Consider the following 21,110-nt stretch of genomic DNA (forward strand, 5'->3'; position numbering starts at 1 on the left):
CTACCTGTGAAAGAGTAGTTCTGTAGGAATAAATAGATAATTCTTCTGATATGTTCTATTACTTAAATTCATTTAATTTAGAAATTTTATAAAAAATATTAAAAAATTTCCAAAAATATTTTTAAATTCATTCATATATATTTAACTATATAGGAATCTCTGATATCACGTTAAAGTCCCAAGTTATCGTTTAAAATTATACTTTTTATTTTTTATTATTGATAAAGTGCTATATACATGAAAATAATTTCATGATTTTATCGGTTATTGAGCGTTTCTGATGTACTACTCTCTTTTAATTTTATCTATGTTTTGATATAATCAATAGAAATAAATGTTTCGTGTTTTAAATTTTTTATTTTAAAATTTTATTTTGTAGTAAATGTCACAATTATTATTACAAATGTTTTCACGAGACAAAGATAGGAGGATTTATTTTGAAAAAAAGAACACTTATTATCATGGCTTTAGTGCTTTCTTTTGTACTAACAGCTTGTGGTGGTAAAGGGAGCGGCGCTGATGATACTTTAACTATTGCTATGGTATCTGATGCTGTTTCTCTTGACCCTACTCAAACTAACGATACTTATTCAAGTAACGTAAGTTTCCAAATTTACGAAGGTCTTATAACTCACGATAACAATAACGAAATTGTGCCTGTTCTTGCTGAAAGTTATGAACAAGTTGATGATGTTACTTATCGTTTTAAAATCAGAGAAGGTGTAAAGTTTCACAATGGAGAAGAACTTACTCCTGAAGATGTTGTATTTTCATTAAAAAGATGTATTGATTCTCCAAACATCAAACACTTATTTAATGTCATTGATAAAGATTCTGTAAAAGTGGTTGACGGCAATTCTGTTGAATTTAAACTTCTTGCTCCATACACTCCAATTTTACACAACCTTTGTCACCCTGGAGCTTTCATTCAAAATGAAAAAGCTGTTACTGAAGGTGGAAGTGACTATCAAATGAATCCAGTTGGAACTGGTCCATATAAATTCGTTTCTTGGGCAAAAGCTGACAATATCAAGCTTGAAAAGAACGAAGATTATTGGGGCGAACCTGGTAATATGAATACTATTATTTTCAGAATTATACCTGAAGGTACTAATAGGACAATCGAACTTGAAAGTGGTGGAGTTGATATAGCTTATGATATTATTCCAACAGATTTAAAGAAGATTGATGAAAATGATGAGTTGCAATTATTTAGAGACTTCTCTTTAGGAACTCACTATATTGGTATAAATGTTTCTAAAGAACCTCTTAACAATTTAAAAGTTAGACAAGCAATTAGATATGGTATTGATTTAGATCAAATTATCCAGGCTGTATGGATGGGCGTGGGTGAAACTGCAACAGGACCTATGCCAAGTACAATTAATTATGGTATTCCTGAGGCTTTCCCACTTCCTGCAAGGGATGTTGAAAAGGCAAAAGCTCTTCTAGCTGAAGCAGGATATCCTGATGGAATTGAAATTTCAATGGCTACTTCTGACAAAAAGGAAAGAATTGATATTGCAACTGCAATGAAAGAACAACTTGCTGAATGTAATATTACAATGAACATTGAAGTTCTTGAATGGTCTGCTTATTTGAAAAAACTTGAAAGTGCTAATTCTGATTTATTCCAATTAGGTTGGACAGCAGATGCCCCAGATGCAGATGGTATGTTATATCCAAACTTCCATTCTTCACAAGTTGGACCTGGCGGCAACTATACTTTTGTTGAAAATCCTGAACTAGATGCTCTACTTGATAAAGCTAGACTTCTACCTGAAGGTGAAGAAAGAAAACAAGCATATGCTGACATCCAAAAAATTATAATGGATGAATGGTATTGGATTCCAAGTTATTATGAAGAAAAACTTGTTGGTGCGAGAGCTGATATATCTGGATTCCCAATGAACGCTATGGGTTGGTATCCATTAAAAGATATAGTTAAAGGCGAAGCTGAAGCAAAATAATTTTTATATGAGCGGTTGTAGGGGGAGTTGCCTTGCAACTGCTTGATATTTTAAAGGTGGTTATATGGCAAAATATGTTTTAAAAAGATTTTTATTTTTAATACCTATCATGCTAGGAGTTAGTTTTATAGTTTTCGGACTATTGTTTCTGACTCCAGGGGATCCTGCAAGAAATGCATTAGGTCCTAATGCATCTGAACAAGCTGTTCAAGAATTGCGAGAAGATATGGGACTAAATGATCCTTTCTTTGTTCAATATGGCAGATATATTAAAAATATAGTTACAAAAGGAGATTTGGGTCAATCTTATATCACTAGAAACCCAGTTGTAAAAGAAATTTTCAGTAGAGCTCCTGCTACTGTAAAGCTTGCATTTTTCTCAATTTTATTGGCGGTGATTATTGGAATACCCATTGGTATCATATCGGCAGTAAAACAATATTCAATTTTTGATAATGTGACAATGGTATTCGCACTTATTGGTTTATCAATGCCAGTTTTTTGGCTTGGTCTGTTACTTATTATGTTCTTTTCAGTTAAACTTGGTTGGTTGCCGTCTTCCGGATTTTCAACTCCGTCACATATGGTGCTTCCTTGTTTGGCATTGGGACTTCAACAAGTGGCTGTTATTACTAGAATGACGAGATCGTCAATGCTTGAAATAATAAGACAAGATTTCATAAATACTGCAAGAGCAAAAGGACAAAGAGAAAAAGTTGTAATTTTACATCATGCACTTAAAAATGCTTTGATACCAGTAATTACTGTTATTGGTCTTTCTTTTGGTCAACTTATGGCTGGTGCATTAATGACAGAAGTTATATTTTCAATTCCTGGAATTGGAAGATTAATGGTTGACTCTATAAAAATGAGAGATACTCCAATGGTACTTGGATGTGTGCTATTCGTGGCTATTACTTTCTCTATAGTTAACTTGATAGTAGACCTTGTTTATACTTTCGTTGATCCAAGAATCAAGACTAAATATGTTTAAGGAGGGATTATGGATATGAAAAGTTTTAATACAAAGGAAAAACCTGAAGTAGAAGAAATCCCTGCTGGAGAGGTAAAAATTACTGACCCAACTTTAAAAGGCGAACATAAAAAAAGAGGTCGTTTTAGAAACGCAAAAGATGTTTGGATTAGAATGAGAAGAAATAAACTTGCTATGGTAGGGCTTGCTATTATTTTGTTCTTGTTTTTGGTTGCAATATTTGCAGATGTAATTGCTCCTAAAGGTTTTGCACAACAGGATTTAGCTAATCAATTTTCCAAACCATCTAGTGAACATATTTTTGGTACTGATGAACTAGGACGCGATATATTTTCAAGACTTGTTTACGGCTCTAGAATTTCATTGAAAGTTGGTTTTATTTCTGTAGGTATCGCATTAGTTGTAGGAACTACAATAGGTGCAGTTACTGGTTATTTTGGAGGAAAAGTTGACAATATATTGATGAGATTTATTGATATATTACAATCTATTCCTGATACGCTTTTAGCTATTGCAATACTTGCTGCCCTTGGACCAGGACTTGCTAATCTAATGATTGCTGTAGGTATAGCAGCAATACCAGGATATGCAAGAATAGTAAGATCTTCGGTATTATCTATTAGAGATATGGAATACATTGAAGCAGCTAAAGCTGCAGGATCATCAAATGCTAGAATAATTTTTAAGCATATAATACCAAATTGTCTTGCACCAATTATTGTTCAGGCAACACTTGGAGTAGCATATGCAATATTAAATGCTGCTGGGCTTTCATTTATTGGTCTAGGACTTGAGCCACCAACTCCTGAATGGGGAGCAATGCTTTCAGGTGGTAGAAGTTATATAAGAGATTACCCTCATATGACAATTTTTCCTGGTTTTGCAATTGTAATTACGATTTTTGCACTCAATGTGCTTGGTGATGGTCTAAGAGATGCTCTTGACCCTAAACTTAAACGATAAGGAGGTAGTAGTATATGGATAATTTATTGACAATAAAAGATTTAACTGTTGAATATATTACAGACTCCGGTAAAGTAGAAGCGGTTAACCATTTGAATATGAAAGTAGGAGTTAGAGAAACAGTTGGGTTTGTTGGAGAAACTGGTGCAGGAAAAACTACAACTGCAAAAGCTATTATGAAGCTTATCCAATCTCCGCCTGGATATATAAGAAGTGGAGAAATCTATCTCAATGGTTTAAATCTATTTGAAGTTAAAGAAAAGGATATGTTTAATATCAGAGGAGACAAAGTCTCAATGATTTTCCAAGATCCAATGACTTCACTTAATCCAATAATGACAGTTGGAGATCAAATAAAAGAAGTAATAGAACTTCACCAAAATGTAACTAAAGATGAATTAGATGCTAAAACTAAAGAAATGCTTAGCCTAGTTGGTATTAGACCTGAGAGAATAAATGATTATCCACACCAATTTTCTGGAGGGATGAAACAAAGAGTTGTCATTGCAATGGCACTTGCATGTAATCCTGAACTTATAATAGCAGATGAACCCACAACAGCTCTTGATGTTACAATTCAAGCACAAGTATTGGAGTTAATGAAAGAGCTAAAAGAAAAATATAATACTTCAATGATTTTAATAACCCATGACTTGGGTGTAGTTGCAGAAACATGCGACAAAGTTTGTGTGATTTATGCAGGTACAATAATAGAAGACTCTAGAGTAGAAGATATATATCAAAATCCACTACATCCTTATACAGTGGGGCTATTTGATTCAATTCCATCTTTAGATGAAGATGTCGAAAGGCTCACAGTCATACCAGGAGCCACACCTGATCCTTCAAATTTACCACAAGGATGCAGATTCCATCCTAGATGTAAAAAGTGCATGGAAATATGTAAGACTGAGTTCCCAGTAATGAGAGAAGTGGCAGCAAATCACTTTGTGGCGTGTCATCTTTATAATGATGTAGGTGAGGTGAAAAACAATGCAAAATGATGTGCTAATATCAGTAAAAAATGTAAAAAAATATTTTGATACCAAATCAGGAACACTTCATGCAGTTGATGATGTATCTTTTGATATTAAAAAGGGAGAGACATTGGGACTTGTTGGAGAGTCAGGATGTGGAAAATCTACTGTGGGAAGAGCAATAATAAGACTTCATGAACCGACAGATGGTGATATAATATTAAATGGCAAATCTATCCTCGATTACAAATCGAGACAAGAAATGAAAAAGCTTCGTCAACAGATGCAAATAGTATTTCAAGACCCTTACTCATCGCTAAATCCAAGAATGAGTACCTTTGATTTAATTGCAGAGCCTCTAAGAGTAAATGGAGACAATATAAAAGGACATGAACTTGAAGATAGAGTATATCATATGATGGATACAGTAGGACTTGAAGACAGATTAGCAGATTCGTATCCACACGAGCTTGATGGCGGTAGAAGACAAAGAATAGGAATAGCACGTGCATTAATACTAAAACCTGAATTTATAGTAATGGATGAGCCAGTTTCAGCACTAGATGTATCAATACAGGCTCAAGTATTAAATTTGATGGACAGAATTCAAGATGAATTTGATTTGACATATTTATTTATATCTCATGATTTATCTGTAGTAAGGCATATAAGTGATAGAATTGCAGTAATGTACTTAGGTAAAATAGTTGAACTTACAGATTACAAATCAATATTTGTAAATCCACTTCATCCTTATACACAAGCACTACTGTCAGCCATACCAATACCAAAATATGGATATGAAAGAGAGAGAATATTCCTAGAAGGCGATGTACCTTCGCCAATAAATCCAAAAGAAGGCTGCAGATTTGCAGGCAGATGTTCAAAGTGTATGGAAATATGTAAAGAAGTTACACCAAAACTTGAAGAAATATCTCCAGGACATTTTGTTGCATGTCATCTTTACGATTAATATCTTAAAATTTAAAGATAATTAGACTTCATGTATAGCTCAAAGAATTGAGTTATGTGTGAAGTTTTTTATTTTTAATAACTCTAATTTTGATTATAAATGAATTTAAGAGACGTGTACGAATATTTATTTCAATAAAACTCAATAGATTATCCAACCACAGATAAGACTTCTTATGCGTTTGCAACGCATTTTTAGTCGAGATGACATAGAAAAGGACAACGACAACTCTTACTACTTTCATTCCGAGCGGAAAACCCGAAGGGTTTGTAGTCGAGGAATCTGCCTGTAGAGGAGTCGTTCTGTAGATATAAATGGAAGTTTTTTCTTGAACTTTTTCACCACTTTTTTTATTTTAAACTTTACAGATTCTCTCCGCGGCATGCAGATCCTTCGACTACAGAAATCTTGACAGATTTCTTTCGCTCAGGATGACATGGGAGGGGAAATATTCTCTCCACTAATTGTAGACTCTTTATGCGTTCGCTGACGCTTCTTGGTCGAGATGACACTAGAAAGGGCAACGACAACTCCTACTACTGTCATTCCGAGCGAGCAAGGCGAAAGTCGCCGTGTACTCGAAGAGTGAGGAATCTTCCTGTATAGTAGTATTTCTGTAACAATAATTAGAAAATTTATTCTAGAGTTATATAAAAAATATATAGTTCATTAAGAATTTGATTGGTTAATGAATTTGACAACACTTTAAATGTAACCGCGACAAACTTATTAAATAAAAAACATTTGCATTCCCATATAAAATGTTTTTAAAGAAATTTATAAAATAATAGTTAATAAAATTTTTCAAAAAATTATAGAAATGTATTTAAAAAATAATTTACTGAATTAGCAACGATTAATTTAGCATAAAAATCAAACATAATTGAACAATATTACATATTATGAAAACCTGAATTTATAGTAAACAGAAGCAAATTTTAAAAAAATTGTAAACTTTATTAATAAATAATAAAAAACTTTATAAATATTTTATTATTATATTATGTAATTTTTACTATATTTAAATCTTTGATATTGTGCTAAAGCCCCAAGTTATCGTTCATCTACTTGGCTAAATTTTCAATCGTTATTGATTAAAAACTATACTGATGAAAATAATTTCATGAAATATAAAACGTTTAGTTTTTTTATGGTGAGACTGTCTTTTAATTTCTATACAATTTTGATATAATCTAGTTAATAGCAATTTTGTGAAGGGCATTTGTTTGGAATTATCGAGTTTGTTATGTGCAATTTAACATGCTTTCTACAAATGTTTTCCTTTGCTGATGATAGGAGGAATTATTATGAAAAAAAGAACGTTATTGCTAACTTTACTTTTATGCTTATTTGCTTTTACGGCATGTGGCAAGGGTGAAGACAAAACAACTGAGAATGCTAAACCGACAGCTGAAGCTGGAGAGGCTGAACTTGACAAAGACCAATATTATATGGGTCACATTACTGCAGAACCAGTTACATTAGATGCTCAAGTTGGACAAGATTCTTATGGTAAATATATAATCGAAAATGTATATGAACCACTTGTTCAAATTCACGAAGTTGAAGAAAATAAACTTGAAATTGAACCTGCTGGTGCTGAAAGTTATGATGTATCAGAAGATGGTTTAGTTTATACTTTCCACCTAAGAGATTTTGAATGGGAAGATGGACAACCTGTAACTGCTGGGGACTATGAATATGGAATTAAAAGAGCGGCTGATCCTGACACTGCTGCACAAGCTTCATTCTTATTAGAACCAATTAAAAATTTTAAAGGTGTAAATAGTGGAGAAATGGCTGTTGATGAACTTGGAGTAAAAGCTGTTGATGATAAAACTCTAGAAATCACTTTAGAAAATCCTGCTGAATATTTCATCAAGATAGTTCCTTATAGAGTAATGTATCCACAACGTAAAGATATGGTTGAACAATACGGAGATACTTTTGGTTCTAGTACAGATGGTATTTTAAGTTGTGGACCTTTCAAAGTTACTGATTGGACTCATAATTCTGAAGTAAACTTAGTAAAAAATGATACTTATTGGAATAAAGACAATATAAAACTTGAAAAAATCAATTATAGAATTATAAATGATATTAATACATCTGGAAACGCTTTTGATGTTGGTGAAATAGATTCAATGTCGACTTCTATAAAAGAATGGACTGATAAGCTTGACAACAAAGAAGGAACGCATTGGTATCCATTTGTAAGACCAACTCTTGATTTTATGACTATCAATACTGAAGACAAATTAATGTCAAATCAAAAAATTCGTCAAGCAATTCAAGCTGCACTTGACAGAGATGGACTTAATAAACAAGTTTATTCAGGTGTTAATACTGACTGTACAGGTTGGGTACCTCCAACAATTAACTTGGGCAAAAAGCCATATGCTGAACAAATTGGTATTAAACCTCTTAATGATTTAATTGAATCTATAGATGATCCTAAGGCATTATTTATCGAAGGATTAAAAGAACTTGGAATGGATCCTGATCCAACAAAAGTGACTTTAGAGTATAAAGTTTCAAATACATCTGACTTAAAAGCTACTAATGAATATATTCAAGCTAATCTTAAAGAAGCTTTAGGTGTAAATGTTGATATTGTTACTCTTGAATGGCCAGTTCTTTCTAATGCAATGGACAATGGAGAATTCCAAATTTCTTATTCTGCATGGTCTACAGATTATGACGATCCATATGCAATGCTTAGTATGTTCATTTCAGATGCAGATGTAATTGTTACAAACTGGTCTGATCCTGAATATGATAAATTAGTTAAAGAAGCTTCTCAAACAACTGATTTAAAAGAAGCTGCTGAAAAATATGGTCAAGCAGAAAAAATCTTAATTGATGCGTCACCTGTTATTCCAATAGCAAATGTAACACATCACAAATTTAGATATGACTATCTTAAAGGCCTTCCAATATCAGAACTTGATACTACAGGTTTAAGATATGTTTACACTTCAGGTAGAAACTAAATAAATTAAATATAAGGGGGCCCAGTGCCCCCATATTACACTAGAAGGAGAGGATTGAAGTGTTTAGATATATTGGCAAGAGATTGGTATATATGGTAATTACTTTATTTATAATTACTACTATGACTTTTTATATGATGCATAGCATCCAAGGGGATCCACTTACTGCAATGGGTAGGACACTGCCTGAACAAACAAGAGAAAATTATAAGAAAAAGTATGGTTTGGATAAACCTACTTCTGAACAATACAAAATATTCTTAAAAAATGCAATTGTAAATCATGATTTAGGTTCATCTTATAAATATCCAGGTAGAGAAGTAACTACAACAATAAAAGAAACTGCACCGGTATCAGGTAGAATCGGTGGTCAGGCTATGTTAATAGGGCTAACTATTGGTCTTATTTTAGGTATTGTTGCTGCTCTTAATCGTTCTAAATTACCAGATAGTATAATTCGAGTTGTGGCAATACTTGGTATTACTATTCCGGTATTTATAATGGGTGCACTATTGCAATATTTTTTCGCTGCTAAATTGAGATGGTTTCCAACTTCAGGTTGGGCTGGAGGCAGTTTTAAAAATACAGTTATCCCATCGGTTGCAATGTGTTTTGGATCAATAGCTACATATGCAAGATACATGAGAAGTAATGTACTAGAAGTTTTAAATCAAGATTATATTCTTACAGCACAAGCTAAAGGCGTTTCTAGATTTAATATCATAAGAAAACATGTGTTAAGAAACGCAATTTTGCCAGTTATTACAATAATAGGACCACAAGTTGTTGGAATTTTTATAGGTTCATTTATTATCGAGAATATGTTTAGTATTCCTGGACTTGGTTTTTATTTTGTAAGTTCTATACAAAATAGAGATTATCCAATGATTATTGGCAATACAATTTTTTATGCTTTCTTGTTTTTAGTTATTCAACTTGTAGTAGACATTATATACGGATTAGTAGATCCACGAATTAAATTTACGGAGTAATGATATGGAAAATACAAATTATACATTAAATAGAGATGACTTTAGAAAAATTTCAAATGATCAAAAAGATTCCGAATTTATAGGACGTCCAGTAGTTACTTATTGGTCTGACGCGTGGAGAAGATTTAAGAAAAATAAACTTGCTTTATTCTCGCTAACTTTATTGGGGATTATTACACTTCTTGTGATAGTTGGACCTTATATAAATAGCTATGGTTTTGATCAAGTTGTTGGAGCAAGTAATACTAAACCCAATGCAGAATTTTGGTTTGGTACTGATGATATAGGTCGTGACATCTTTACAAGACTTTGGAAAGGTGGACGTGTATCTATAGTAATTGGAGTTGTTGGTGCTGTAATAGGAACTGTAATAGGTGGAATTTATGGTGCCATTTCGGGGTATTTTGGTGGAAGAGTGGACACAATAATGATGAGAATAGTAGAAATTTTATATTCTATACCTTACCTACTTCTTGTAATCATCATAAGACTTGCGATAAAAGATACAGGTTATGCACCTCTGATACTTGCCATGACAATAACAGGATGGTGTGGACTTGCTAGGCTTGTTAGAGGACAAATTCTATCTTTAAAGGAGCAAGATTTTGTACTTGCAGCAAAAGCTCTTGGAGTAGCTAATAAAGATATTATTTTAAAACATTTGTTGCCAAATACGCTAAATGTAATACTTGTATCAATTTCATTTGATATACCAGGTTATATTTTTAGTGAGGCATTTTTGAGTTATCTAGGACTTGGAGTACAACCTCCAAATACTTCTTGGGGTGCAATGGCAGCAGCTGCACAAACTAAATTTTTGTTCTATCCTTATCAGCTATTTTTCCCTGGTTTTATGATAGCACTTACAATGTTGTGTTTCACTTTAATAGGTGATGGTCTTAGAGACGCACTTGATCCTAGTTTGAGAGATTAATGGAGGTAGTAATGAATAGTATTGATACTGAAAATAAAGTTTTAGAAGTAGAAAATCTCCATGTATCTTTTCACACTTATCTTGGAGAAGTAAAAGCAGTAAGAGGTGTTTCTTTTAATTTAAAAGAACGCGAAACTATAGCATTAGTTGGTGAAAGTGGTTGCGGTAAAACTGTATGCTCAAAAGCCATTTTGAGAATTTTGCCAAAACAAGCATCTGAAATAAAAAAAGAGTCTAAAATTTATTTTAATGGAGAAGATGTTTTGGCGATGAAAAAGGAAAGGCTTAAAGATTATAGAGGATCAGATGTGTCTATGATATTCCAAGATCCAATGACTTCTCTAAATCCTACAACTAAGGTAGGCAAACAAATAACAGAATCACTTCTCATGCACACAAATATGAATAAAAAAGAAGCTCAAGAAGAAGCTATAAGATTATTGGAGCTTGTAAATATTCCAAATCCAAGAGAGAGAGTTAATCAATATCCTTTTGAACTCTCAGGTGGGCTTAGACAACGTGTAATGATAGCGATAGCACTTGCTTGTCATCCAAAAATTTTATTGGCAGACGAACCTACAACTGCACTTGACGTGACAGTTCAAGCACAAATTTTGGAATTGTTATCAGAGCTTAAAGAAAAGAGAAATACTGCAATAGTATTAGTAACACATGATTTAGGTGTAGTCGCAGACTTTGCTGATAGAATTTTAATAATGTATGCAGGCGAGGTAATGGAAGAAGGTAGTGTTAGAGAAATATTCAAAAATCCAAACCATCCATACACAGAAGCACTATTAAAATCTGTGCCAAGACTTGACACTGAATCAAAGCAAGAGCTTTACTCTTTAGGAGGTACACCTCCAGACTTGCTTCTTGAAATTAAAGGTTGTCCTTTTGTAGACAGATGTCAATATGCTATGGAAATTTGTAGAAAACAAAAACCTGACAAAACTATGATTTCAGACACACATAGATCATATTGCTGGAGAAATCATCCATATGCAAAAAGTGCCGACCTTGAAGTAGGAGAGTGAGAAAATGGAAAATAAAGAAGTTTTAGTTAAAGTTGATAAACTCCAAAAAAAGTTTAACATTGGCAGAAATAAAAAACTAACAGCAGTTGATGATGTAACTTTTGATATATATAGAACAGAAACTCTAGGTTTAGTTGGAGAAAGTGGTTGTGGTAAAACAACTTGCGGAAGAACTATTATAGGCCTACATCAAAAAACAGGTGGAAAAGTTTATTATGACGGAGTAGAAGTATCAGAAATTAAAAGTAGAAAAGACATCAAAGAATTTAAGAAAAAAGCACAGATAATATTTCAAGATCCTTATTCATCACTAGACCCTCGTATGACAATAGGAGATATAATAGCAGAAGGAATGAGAGTCCATTTCCCAAAAATGAAGGAGTCTGAAATTCATAATAGGGTATCGGAATTACTTCAAATGGTAGGGCTTAATGCAGAACATGGAGCTAGATTTCCTAGAGAATTGTCAGGTGGACAAAGACAACGTATAGGAATTGCCAGAGCACTCGCTGTAGAACCTGAATTTATAGTGTGTGACGAACCAATATCTGCCCTTGATGTATCAATTCAAGCACAAGTAGTAAACCTACTGATAAAATTGCAAAAAGAACTTGGGTTGACTTATCTGTTTATTTCTCATGATTTATCAATGGTTAAACACATATCTGATAGAATCGGAGTAATGTATTTAGGATCAATAGTAGAACTTGCAGATAAGGAAAATATATATGAAAATCCTCTCCATCCTTATACTCAAGCACTCATTTCTGTAATTCCAATACCAGATCCAGATGCAGGAATTAAAAATAGGACTCCACTAAAGGGAGAAATACCGTCACCAATTGATTTACCAGTTGGTTGCAAATTCCAATCAAGATGCGAAAAATGTATGGAAAAATGCAGACAAATTGAACCTGAATTAAGAGAAATAAATCCAGGTCATTTTGTAGCTTGCCATTTATATGATTAAATTAGAAAGAATCTCAAATTAAAACTTGAGGTTCTTTTTATATTTCATATTTACAAATTTTCTCCAATATATGCAAGAATCTTTATGCGTTCGCTAAGCTTTTTAGTCGAGATGACAGTTGAAAGGGCAACGACAACACCTGCAACTGTCATTCCGAGCGGAAAACCCGAAGGGTTTGGAAAGTCGCCGTGTACTCGAAGAGTGAGGAATCTGCCTGTGTAGTAGCCGCTCTGTAGATATAAATAGACGTCTTTTCTTATGCTTATATCACTACATTTTTTATTTCACCCTTACAGACTCTCTCCACTACATGCAGATCCTTCGACTTCAGAAATCTTACAGATTTCTTTCGCTCAGGATGAAATGGGAGGGGAAATATTCTCTCCACGACATGCAAGACACTTTATGAGTATAGTTTTGTAACTATTTTAATCAAAATGCAATCGTTTTTAACTTTATTGTAAACTTTTATACAAGTTCTCAACATAAAGATTAGATATAATTATATTAACAAAATATAGGGAGGTCATTATGAAAACTAACAACAAAATAATTGGAATATCACTAGCCGCTTTAATGCTATCTGTACCTATGACAGGAGTTTTTGCAAATTCAAATACAGAAAATAGCAAGATTGAAAAAATAGTTGAAGTATATAAAGATAAAAGTGAGAAAAAATTTACTGATGAACAAATTGTCAATGCTCTATATTCTATGATAGAAGCGGAGTCTCAACTTACTACAAATTATAAAGAACTTGTGAAAGAAGAAATTAAGAGAGAGTCTTTTATTAGAGGTTCGAAAGACTATGAAAATGCTGATGCGAAATTGAGTTCGGAATATGAGAGTGCACTAGCTGCAGCTAAAGTTTTATTGAATGATGAAAGAACAACTTCTCAACAATTGCAATATGCTCTTTTTTCTTTAAGAGAAATTGAGACTAAAATTACAAAAGATTATAAAACAGCTCTAAAAAATGAAATAAAATATAGCGAAGAAGTGTTAAAATCTGATATATACAACAATGCACAAATCCAAAAAAGCGCTGATTATGACAATGCATTAGCTGCTTCAAAATTGATTTTAAATTATGCTAAATCTAATGAAGAACAAATTAAAAATGCAGTTATAAACTTAAAAGAAGCTAGAGAGAACATGGATATTAAACCAAATTACAAGAAATCTTTGGAAGAAGAAGTTGCAAAAGAGTCAAAAGTAAAAGAATCTTCTGAATTCAAAAATGCTAAAATTGAACTTTCTTCAGAATATGTAAAAGCACTTTCTGATTCTAAATCTCTTCTAGAACAAGAAAATCCTACTACTGAAGATTTAAATATTTCTTTGTTTGTGCTTAAAGAAGCTAGAAAAAATCTTGGGTTTAAAGATCTAGTAATGCTTCAAGAAGAAGTAGATAGGGCTGATAAAGTCAGAAAATCAAAAGAATACAAAAATGCAACAGATGAAGATGAGGCCAATTACGAAAATGCATTGGCAGCTGCTAGAGTAGTTTTAAGTGAAAGTAAATAAGTTTTAAAATTTTAAGGGGCAAAGAAGCCCCGTCTTTATTGACTTAATTAAAAATTATATTTTTATATATCAGTCTTGACATAAATATTAGTTGGACCATCAGCACCACCAATGATTCCATTGCCTGGAGGTATTTCACGGTACGATGATTTTTTGTTACAAGCGATTATAGAGATGGCAAGCACTAGAACTATTAATATTTTAATTAACAATTTATTTAATTTCAAAAAATTACCCCCTATATTATTTATACTACTTGTAGAGCTAGAAAAGCAAGTTGAATGTATTTTATTTGTTTTCATAGGCATCTAATTTTACTAATTTATTATTATTCATAATAAATGGATTAGACGTTGTTTCGTCTGTGTATATTTTATATTTATCATAAAGATAGTTGTAGCATTCATCCTTTGTGCTAAATTTTATAGCTTGGTACGGCTCTTGAAAAGATAATTTTTCTACCCAAAGGTACTTAGAGCCTTGAGAAACTAGAACTCCTACATGGCCAATAAATAGACAATCATCGTCTAAATTATCATGTATTACTACAGATACCATATCTACATTCTTGTTAAATTTAAAATTTGATAAGTGCTCTTCCATATTCTTAGCATGAATTTGATATTCTTTAGTTGGTTGTGTATTAACTTTTGAAAATAATCTATAAAAATTATCTTCTTCTGTTTTATTAAATATTTTAGCGGAGTTTATGGAATTTTTATCTAGAAAAAGTAATGAGTCATCGTAAGGAATTTTGTTTTTAATTTTAATATCATCTTTCAATATTAAATAAGTGTTTATGCGGCAATTAGTGCCTATGAAATCACCTTTTTTGGAAGCCCAGAGTTCATCTATATTTTTCAAATCATAGTTAGGTTCAATATTCTTTTGAAATTCTGCATTCAATGATTTATTTTCAATTGTTTCATTATAATCTTTTACATATGAAATAAAATTTTCTACATTTTCAGAATTTATATACTTTTTAAGGGTTTGGTCAACTTCTTTACGGCTTTTAGCTGAGCTTATATTGCTCATCTCTATATCTGAAGATTCAACTAGATTATTAGTTTCTTCTTCTAAAATCGTTTTGTTGCTCTGTTTACATGAAACAAGTAATGTTAAAATAGCTAACGAACTTAATATTAATAATTTTTTCATTTGCTCTCCTTTCTCTTTTATTTTAAACCATTGTTTGTCTCTAATTCAAATTACATTGTGGTAACAAAAAACGCAGCAAAAGCTGCGTAATTTTAGTTTAAATTAATATTCTGTTGCGAAGTTGTCAAAGTAGCCTTGTATTAGAACTACCGGAGTTCCTTTATCGCCTGAACCACTTGTAAGGTCACAAAGTGAGCCTAATAAATCAGTGATTTTTCTTGGCGTTGTACCTAGAGTTTCATCTTTGCCCACTAAATCAAGTTCTTTGTGAGAGATTCTTTCTTTCATGGCAGCTGTAGCTGCTTCTGAATCTAAATCCTTAAGGTCATTATCTGCTATATATTTTATTTTAATTTCGCTTGGTGTACCGGCAAGTCCTTCTGTATGGGCAGGGGACACTACGGGGTCAGCAAGTTCCCAAATTTGCCCAACTGGATCTTTAAATGCTCCATCACCATAAATCATAACTTCTATTTGTTTATTGTATTTATCGATAAGTTTTTGTTGTACTTTATCTACAAAAGTTTTACCATCTCTTGGGAAGAGTTTAAGTCTCGTTTCTGAAGCAAAGTTTGAGCCCAATAGCCCATATTCTTCGTTATAACCGCTACCGTCAATTGACTCATTCAATATATCGTCAAGACCGAGAACAGTTTTTGCTCCTTGATCTTTTAATAATCTTTTGATTGCAAATCTTGTGTGAGTTGAACATACAAGGATTTCATCTGTGTATTTTAAAATAGTTTTTGGATCGTTCGAAAAATGAATATCTGCATTTCCTTTGCAAATGTCTTTATATAATTTTACATAATCAATTCCAGTGAATTGGTGTTTAACGACTTCACCAAATGTTTTTCTATAGTCTTCTTCCTCTAACACATCAGTGAAGGGATTAATACCTGTCTCGTAAAGTAGATTAGGATCCATCAGTGAATTGCCTACTTCATCGGAAGGGTAAGAAAACAAAATATGAATTTTCTTGCCACTTTTTGCGATACCTCTAAGTATTGTTGAAAATCTATTACGGCTTAGTATTGGAAATACAATTCCAATTTCGTTTTCGAATTTATTATTGATATCTTTTGCAATTTGATCGATTTCAACGTAATTGTTTTGAGCTCTTGCAACTAAAGATTCAGTAACTGCTACAACATCCCTATCTCGCATATTAATATTTTCGCTCTCTACAGCTTTTGCAATAGAATCTACGACTATATCAACTAGGTTATCTCCACTTTTAACTATCGGTGTACGTATTCCACGTGCGACAGTTCCAACATATCTTTGCATATTTCCTCCTAATGAATATAAATTACTTTTTTACTTCAAGATTATACATTAACATGAGCTAAATGTAAAATATTTTTTAAAAAATTTTGAAAAAATATTATTTAGTTATAATTAATGAGATAATTCTGTGAAATTTATCAAATCTACTGTACAATTGTTACCATTTTGTAATATAATAAGTATGAATGTTTAGAAAGGTAAGAGAAATGATAAAATTTGAAAATGTATTTAAAGAATATGGTAATGGTGTCATGGCTATTTCAAATATAAATCTTGAAATTCCAAGAGGGGATTTCGTATTTTTGGTAGGGTCCTCTGGGGCAGGCAAATCTTCTATGATTAAACTTTTAATTAGAGAAGAAAAAGTCACTCGCGGTAAGATTCTTATTGAAGGAGATGACATTACCAAAATATCTAAATATATGATACCCAAGTTGAGAAGAAATATTTCAGTTGTATTTCAAGATTTTCGACTTCTGCCACGCAAAACTGTATACGAAAATGTGGCATATGCTTTAGAAATTTTAGGTGAGTCTAAAAGAACAATAAAAAGAGATGTAAAAGAAGCTCTTGAACTTGTGAATTTAGCTGATAAAATGAAATGCTATCCAAATGAAATTTCAGGAGGAGAATCTCAAAGAGTATCTATTGCTAGAGCAATTGTAAACAAAGCTCCATGCGTTGTGTGTGACGAGCCCACTGGTAATTTAGACGAAAATACAGCATGGGAAATAATGCAGGCACTTAAGAATATAAATGATGAAGGCACGACAGTTATTATGGCAACACATGCTGCCAATATTGTAGATAAATTTAACAAGCGAGTTGTAGCTCTAAAAGACGGACATATAGTCAGTGATGTTAAAGAGGGTGGATATTATTATGAAAATTATTAGACAACTCTTTAATATTTTCAAAGAAGCTTGTGCAGGCCTTTGGAGAAATAGAACAATGTCTTTAACTTCTACTATTTCTATAGCAGCAATGCTGACTTTATTTGGCGTTGTAATGCTCATGATTGTAAATCTAAACACTATTGTATATCAAACAGGTGAAAAGTTAGATAAAGTTGTATTTTTCTTAAAAGATGATGCACCTGCTGCTGATGTCAATGGTTTTATTGAAGAGCTATCACAGAATGAAAAAGTAAAAAGAGTGAGTTATGTTTCTAGAGATGAAGCTTTGGAAGACTTTAAAAAAGGTTTGGGAGAAGACGCCACACTTTTGGAGAATATACCTGGCGGCAATCCTCTACCAGATTCAATAACTGTAGAGATGAACGAACTGTCTTATGGAAAAGAAATTGAAGACAAATATTCTAAACTAAGCTTTATAGAAGATCACAACTACTATTATGATTTTGTAACTCAAATGATGAAAATACAAAATGGAGTCAAATATGTAGGTGCAGGTGTGGTTCTAATTTTAGTTTTAGTTTCAATTTTAATAATTCATAATACTATTAAAATAGCTGTGTCAAATAGAAAAAATGAAATTAATATCATGAAATATGTTGGGGCTACTAATTCATATATAAGAGGGCCTTTTCTTTTGGAGGGTGTAATATTTGGAATAGTTGGAGCTTTATTAGCTGGATTCTTGACTTTAAAATTGTATGATGTATTATATGAGAGACTTAATCCGCAATTATTTAATATTACAAATGTTGATTTAATTTCAATTAATATAATTAGAGAAGATATTTTTATTATCTTTTTATGTATAGGGGTAGGAATTGGATTTTTCGGAAGTCTATTTTCTACTAAGAAATTTTTAAATGTGTAGGTGATATTCGTGAACAGTAATAAGAGGGTATTGGCATTAGCACTAGCTCTAGCTATGTCAATACCAACGGCAACTTTGGCACAAAGTTCCAAAGAACTGAGTGCAGAGAAAAATAAAAAAATGAATGAGCGAAGTGAACTTAATACTCAAATGAATGCTCAAAAACAAAATATCAATAGAGCTGAAACTGAAAAAAAAGCAGTGACTGGAGAAATAGATACCCTTGATGGCAAAATAGCTGGAACATCTGCAAAAATTGGAAAATTAGAAAAAGAAATTGATCGCTTAAATGTTGACATTGCCAATAACGAACAAAAACTTAACGAAGCAAAATTAAATTTACAAGAAAACATAGATATGTTTCGTTTAAGAATTCGTGAAATGTACAAAAAAGGCAATGTTGAATACCTTCAAGTTATTTTAAATTCAAGAGATATTGAAGAATTACTTAGAAATAACCAAGTTGTTTCCTCGATTGCAGAAGCTGATAGAGAACTTATAGAATATATAAAACAGCAAATAAAAACAATTGAAGAAGTGGAACGCAGCTTAAAAGAAGATAGAGCCAAAGTAGAGACAAATAGAATCTCGCTAGAAAGTGAAAAAGCTAGTTATGAAGCAGCAGTTGAAGCAAAAAATGCCTATATGAAGGAATTAGAATCTAATATAGACCTTTATAGCAAAGAGTATGAAAAAGCTGAAGCAAGTTGGGCAAACCTAGATAAAGAAATTGCAAGACTTCAAAAAGAAATTCAAACTCAAAAACAAAAAGAACTCGCTCGCTCCATGCCTAAAAGAACTAATGTAAGCGTAGATTCAGCACCAAGAAGCGGAGCAAATTATACTTGGCCAGTTCCAGGATATTATGGAATATCCTCACCATATGGATATAGGACTCATCCAATACTTGGTTATAGGAAATTCCATTCAGGAGTTGACATACCAGCGCCAACAGGAACACCTGTAGTCGCAGCAAAATCAGGTGTAGTAATAATGGCTACTTGCATGAGCGGATATGGAAATGTAGTGATGATTGACCATGGAGATACAGTCACAGTCTATGCACACAATTCAGCTTTTAATGTATCCGCAGGACAACAAGTATCAGCTGGAGATGTAGTTTGCTTTATAGGTTCAACTGGACTTTCTACAGGACCGCATTTACATTTTGAAGTGAGAGTAAATGGTTCAACAGTAAATCCATTAGGATATATATAATGAAAAAGAATAAATTATTTAAAATTTTGGCAGTTGTATTAGTTGTAATTACAACTGCTTTAATTACAAGATTTTTGACAGTACAAACATTATTGGGTTCTGGGACTAACTATACAAAGATGGTTTTTCTCGAAAAATATGTCAGAGAAAATTTTTTATATAACAAAAATATAAAAGATGAAGACTTTGAAACAGGCAAATTAAAAGGACTTGTAGCAGGATTAAATGATCCATATTCACAGTATTTAACTAAAGAAGAATTAAATAGTTTGAACGAACAAACAAGTGGTAGATTCCACGGAATTGGCGTGTTAATCTCGCCTGCAGAAGATGGTACAGTAACAGTAATATCGCCTTTAAAAGGTTCGCCAGCAGAACGAGCGGGACTAGAAGCAGGAGATAAAATTTTAAAAATAGATGGCGAGGACTTTAGTTCCGAAAAAATAAATGAAGCATCCAAAGCAATACGTGGAAAAGTAGGAACAGAAGTAAACCTTCTAATCCTAAAAAAAGATACCAACGAAACAAAAGAAATAAAAGTAAAAAGAGAAGAAGTTAAAATGGATTCCATAATCTCAGATAAAATTGGAGAATATGGATATATAGGTATTATAATGTTTGACGAAGAAACAGGAAAAGATTTTGAAACTGCATTAAATAAACTCACTTCAGAAAATGTGAAAGGCATAATTTTAGACCTGCGAGGCAATCCTGGAGGAGTAATAGATGGAGCAGTACAAATAGGTGATGCAATTCTACCAGAATCAACTTTTGTAACATTGAAGAATAATAAAGACGAAATAGTAGAAGAATATAAACTTGATTCAAAATATAATAATATAAATATGGTAGTGTTAGTAAACGAAGGATCAGCATCAGCATCAGAAATATTATCAGGTGCCATTAAAGATTTAAAAAGAGCACCAATAGTTGGACAAAAAACTTTTGGTAAAGGAATTGTTCAGACAGTTAGCAAATTGCCTGGTGGAGACGGAATAAAACTCACAACCGCAGAATACTTTACACCATCAGGTAAATCAATTCATAAATTGGGCATAGAACCTGACTATAAAGTAGAGATACCGAAAGATGTAAAAGGAATTGGAATAGAATATCAAGATACAGACACACAATTACAAAAAGCATTACAAATATTAAAAGAAAATGCTGGAAATAAAGCAGAATAAAACTTAATATTTCAATCAAAATAATTCACTTTGACGATTAGACAGAGTGAATTATTTTTTAATTTAGTTATCATAAATCTATTTTAAAAAAATATATAATAATGGTAAAAACATATAAAAATCAATCTAATTTGATGTA

General features: G+C 32.3%; 18 protein-coding genes. 15 read left to right on the forward strand and 3 right to left on the reverse strand.

Translation table 11 applies throughout. The features are described from left to right. Positions 1-437 precede the first annotated feature (437 nt). The 11 genes from ABID14_RS04230 (at position 438) to ABID14_RS04280 (ending at position 14,330) form a co-directional block, all read left to right on the forward strand. A complete protein-coding gene (locus ABID14_RS04230) occupies positions 438-1,970 on the forward strand; it encodes an ABC transporter substrate-binding protein (protein ID WP_354367464.1) in 1,533 nt (510 codons plus the stop codon). Positions 1,971-2,034: 64 nt separating this feature from the next. Beyond that, a complete protein-coding gene (gene nikB, locus ABID14_RS04235; RefSeq protein ID WP_354367466.1) occupies positions 2,035-2,964 on the forward strand; it encodes a nickel ABC transporter permease in 930 nt (309 codons plus the stop codon). A 9-nt stretch (positions 2,965-2,973) separates the two neighbouring features. Then, positions 2,974-3,927: a nickel transporter permease gene (gene nikC, locus ABID14_RS04240; protein WP_354367468.1), complete on the forward strand. Its 954-nt coding sequence runs from the start codon at positions 2,974-2,976 to the stop codon at positions 3,925-3,927. 14 nt (positions 3,928-3,941) lie between these two features. Beyond that, complete coding sequence (locus ABID14_RS04245; protein WP_354367470.1) at positions 3,942-4,931, forward strand: ABC transporter ATP-binding protein; 990 nt, start codon at positions 3,942-3,944, stop codon at positions 4,929-4,931. After that, positions 4,921-5,877: an ABC transporter ATP-binding protein gene (locus tag ABID14_RS04250; RefSeq protein WP_354367472.1), complete on the forward strand. Its 957-nt coding sequence runs from the start codon at positions 4,921-4,923 to the stop codon at positions 5,875-5,877. Before ABID14_RS04245 ends, ABID14_RS04250 begins: the two co-directional genes overlap by 11 nt. Positions 5,878-7,184: 1,307 nt before the next feature. Continuing rightward, positions 7,185-8,870: a peptide ABC transporter substrate-binding protein gene (locus ABID14_RS04255; protein WP_354367474.1), complete on the forward strand. Its 1,686-nt coding sequence runs from the start codon at positions 7,185-7,187 to the stop codon at positions 8,868-8,870. A 59-nt stretch (positions 8,871-8,929) separates the two neighbouring features. Further along, positions 8,930-9,862: an ABC transporter permease gene (locus ABID14_RS04260; protein ID WP_354367476.1), complete on the forward strand. Its 933-nt coding sequence runs from the start codon at positions 8,930-8,932 to the stop codon at positions 9,860-9,862. 4 nt (positions 9,863-9,866) lie between these two features. Further along, positions 9,867-10,796 (forward strand): ABC transporter permease, encoded by a 930-nt coding sequence (locus tag ABID14_RS04265; protein WP_354367478.1) that lies wholly within the window; start codon positions 9,867-9,869, stop codon positions 10,794-10,796. Between the two features lie 11 nt (positions 10,797-10,807). Further along, complete coding sequence (locus ABID14_RS04270) at positions 10,808-11,833, forward strand: ABC transporter ATP-binding protein (protein ID WP_354367480.1); 1,026 nt, start codon at positions 10,808-10,810, stop codon at positions 11,831-11,833. A gap of 4 nt (positions 11,834-11,837) precedes the next feature. Next, positions 11,838-12,803 (forward strand): ABC transporter ATP-binding protein, encoded by a 966-nt coding sequence (locus ABID14_RS04275; RefSeq protein WP_354367481.1) that lies wholly within the window; start codon positions 11,838-11,840, stop codon positions 12,801-12,803. A 531-nt stretch (positions 12,804-13,334) separates the two neighbouring features. After that, positions 13,335-14,330, forward strand: a complete 996-nt coding sequence (locus tag ABID14_RS04280) for a hypothetical protein (protein ID WP_354367483.1) — start codon at positions 13,335-13,337, stop codon at positions 14,328-14,330. 62 nt (positions 14,331-14,392) lie between these two features. On the opposite strand, the gene ABID14_RS04285 is transcribed toward ABID14_RS04280, so the two are convergent. The 3 genes from ABID14_RS04285 to ABID14_RS04295 all read right to left on the reverse strand — a co-directional run bounded on the left by ABID14_RS04285 (position 14,393) and on the right by ABID14_RS04295 (position 16,781). Then, a complete protein-coding gene (locus ABID14_RS04285) occupies positions 14,393-14,557 on the reverse strand; it encodes a hypothetical protein (RefSeq protein WP_354367485.1) in 165 nt (54 codons plus the stop codon). Between the two features lie 61 nt (positions 14,558-14,618). Next, positions 14,619-15,491 carry a DUF4300 family protein gene (locus ABID14_RS04290; protein ID WP_354367487.1) on the reverse strand — a complete coding sequence of 291 codons (873 nt, stop codon included), beginning with the start codon at positions 15,489-15,491 and terminating at the stop codon, positions 14,619-14,621. Positions 15,492-15,593: 102 nt separating this feature from the next. Continuing rightward, positions 15,594-16,781 carry a coenzyme F420-0:L-glutamate ligase gene (locus tag ABID14_RS04295; protein WP_354367489.1) on the reverse strand — a complete coding sequence of 396 codons (1,188 nt, stop codon included), beginning with the start codon at positions 16,779-16,781 and terminating at the stop codon, positions 15,594-15,596. 206 nt (positions 16,782-16,987) lie between these two features. Between ABID14_RS04295 and ftsE the strand changes: the two genes are divergently transcribed. From ftsE to ABID14_RS04315, 4 genes are read left to right on the forward strand one after another with little or no spacing between them, the layout of a single operon-like run. Further along, positions 16,988-17,677 (forward strand): cell division ATP-binding protein FtsE, encoded by a 690-nt coding sequence (gene ftsE / locus ABID14_RS04300; protein WP_354367491.1) that lies wholly within the window; start codon positions 16,988-16,990, stop codon positions 17,675-17,677. Next, complete coding sequence (ftsX, locus tag ABID14_RS04305) at positions 17,664-18,566, forward strand: permease-like cell division protein FtsX (RefSeq protein WP_354367493.1); 903 nt, start codon at positions 17,664-17,666, stop codon at positions 18,564-18,566. Before ftsE ends, ftsX begins: the two co-directional genes overlap by 14 nt. Positions 18,567-18,575: 9 nt before the next feature. Continuing rightward, positions 18,576-19,784 (forward strand): murein hydrolase activator EnvC family protein, encoded by a 1,209-nt coding sequence (locus tag ABID14_RS04310; RefSeq protein WP_354367495.1) that lies wholly within the window; start codon positions 18,576-18,578, stop codon positions 19,782-19,784. Further along, positions 19,784-20,971 (forward strand): S41 family peptidase, encoded by a 1,188-nt coding sequence (locus tag ABID14_RS04315; RefSeq protein ID WP_354367497.1) that lies wholly within the window; start codon positions 19,784-19,786, stop codon positions 20,969-20,971. The genes ABID14_RS04310 and ABID14_RS04315 overlap by 1 nt, the downstream gene beginning before the upstream one ends. Positions 20,972-21,110: the final 139 nt, after the last annotated feature.

This window comes from Peptoniphilus olsenii (assembly GCF_040545475.1).
Classification (GTDB): Bacteria; Bacillota; Clostridia; order Tissierellales; family Peptoniphilaceae; genus Peptoniphilus_A; species Peptoniphilus_A olsenii.

Bases quoted from the DNA above. Each gene is read 5' to 3' on its own strand.
- ftsE (WP_354367491.1), top strand. From the start codon at position 16,988: ATGATAAAATTTGAAAATGTATTTAAAGAATATGGTAATGGTGTCATG.
- ABID14_RS04270 (WP_354367480.1), top strand. From the start codon at position 10,808: ATGAATAGTATTGATACTGAAAATAAAGTTTTAGAAGTAGAAAATCTC.
- ABID14_RS04280 (WP_354367483.1), top strand. From the start codon at position 13,335: ATGAAAACTAACAACAAAATAATTGGAATATCACTAGCCGCTTTAATG.
- ABID14_RS04245 (WP_354367470.1), top strand. From the start codon at position 3,942: ATGGATAATTTATTGACAATAAAAGATTTAACTGTTGAATATATTACA.
- ABID14_RS04265 (WP_354367478.1), top strand. From the start codon at position 9,867: ATGGAAAATACAAATTATACATTAAATAGAGATGACTTTAGAAAAATT.
- nikC (WP_354367468.1), top strand. From the start codon at position 2,974: ATGGATATGAAAAGTTTTAATACAAAGGAAAAACCTGAAGTAGAAGAA.
- ABID14_RS04275 (WP_354367481.1), top strand. From the start codon at position 11,838: ATGGAAAATAAAGAAGTTTTAGTTAAAGTTGATAAACTCCAAAAAAAG.
- ABID14_RS04250 (WP_354367472.1), top strand. From the start codon at position 4,921: ATGCAAAATGATGTGCTAATATCAGTAAAAAATGTAAAAAAATATTTT.
- ABID14_RS04290 (WP_354367487.1), bottom strand. From the start codon at position 15,491: ATGAAAAAATTATTAATATTAAGTTCGTTAGCTATTTTAACATTACTT.
- ABID14_RS04315 (WP_354367497.1), top strand. From the start codon at position 19,784: ATGAAAAAGAATAAATTATTTAAAATTTTGGCAGTTGTATTAGTTGTA.
- ftsX (WP_354367493.1), top strand. From the start codon at position 17,664: ATGAAAATTATTAGACAACTCTTTAATATTTTCAAAGAAGCTTGTGCA.
- nikB (WP_354367466.1), top strand. From the start codon at position 2,035: ATGGCAAAATATGTTTTAAAAAGATTTTTATTTTTAATACCTATCATG.
- ABID14_RS04295 (WP_354367489.1), bottom strand. From the start codon at position 16,781: ATGCAAAGATATGTTGGAACTGTCGCACGTGGAATACGTACACCGATA.
- ABID14_RS04255 (WP_354367474.1), top strand. From the start codon at position 7,185: ATGAAAAAAAGAACGTTATTGCTAACTTTACTTTTATGCTTATTTGCT.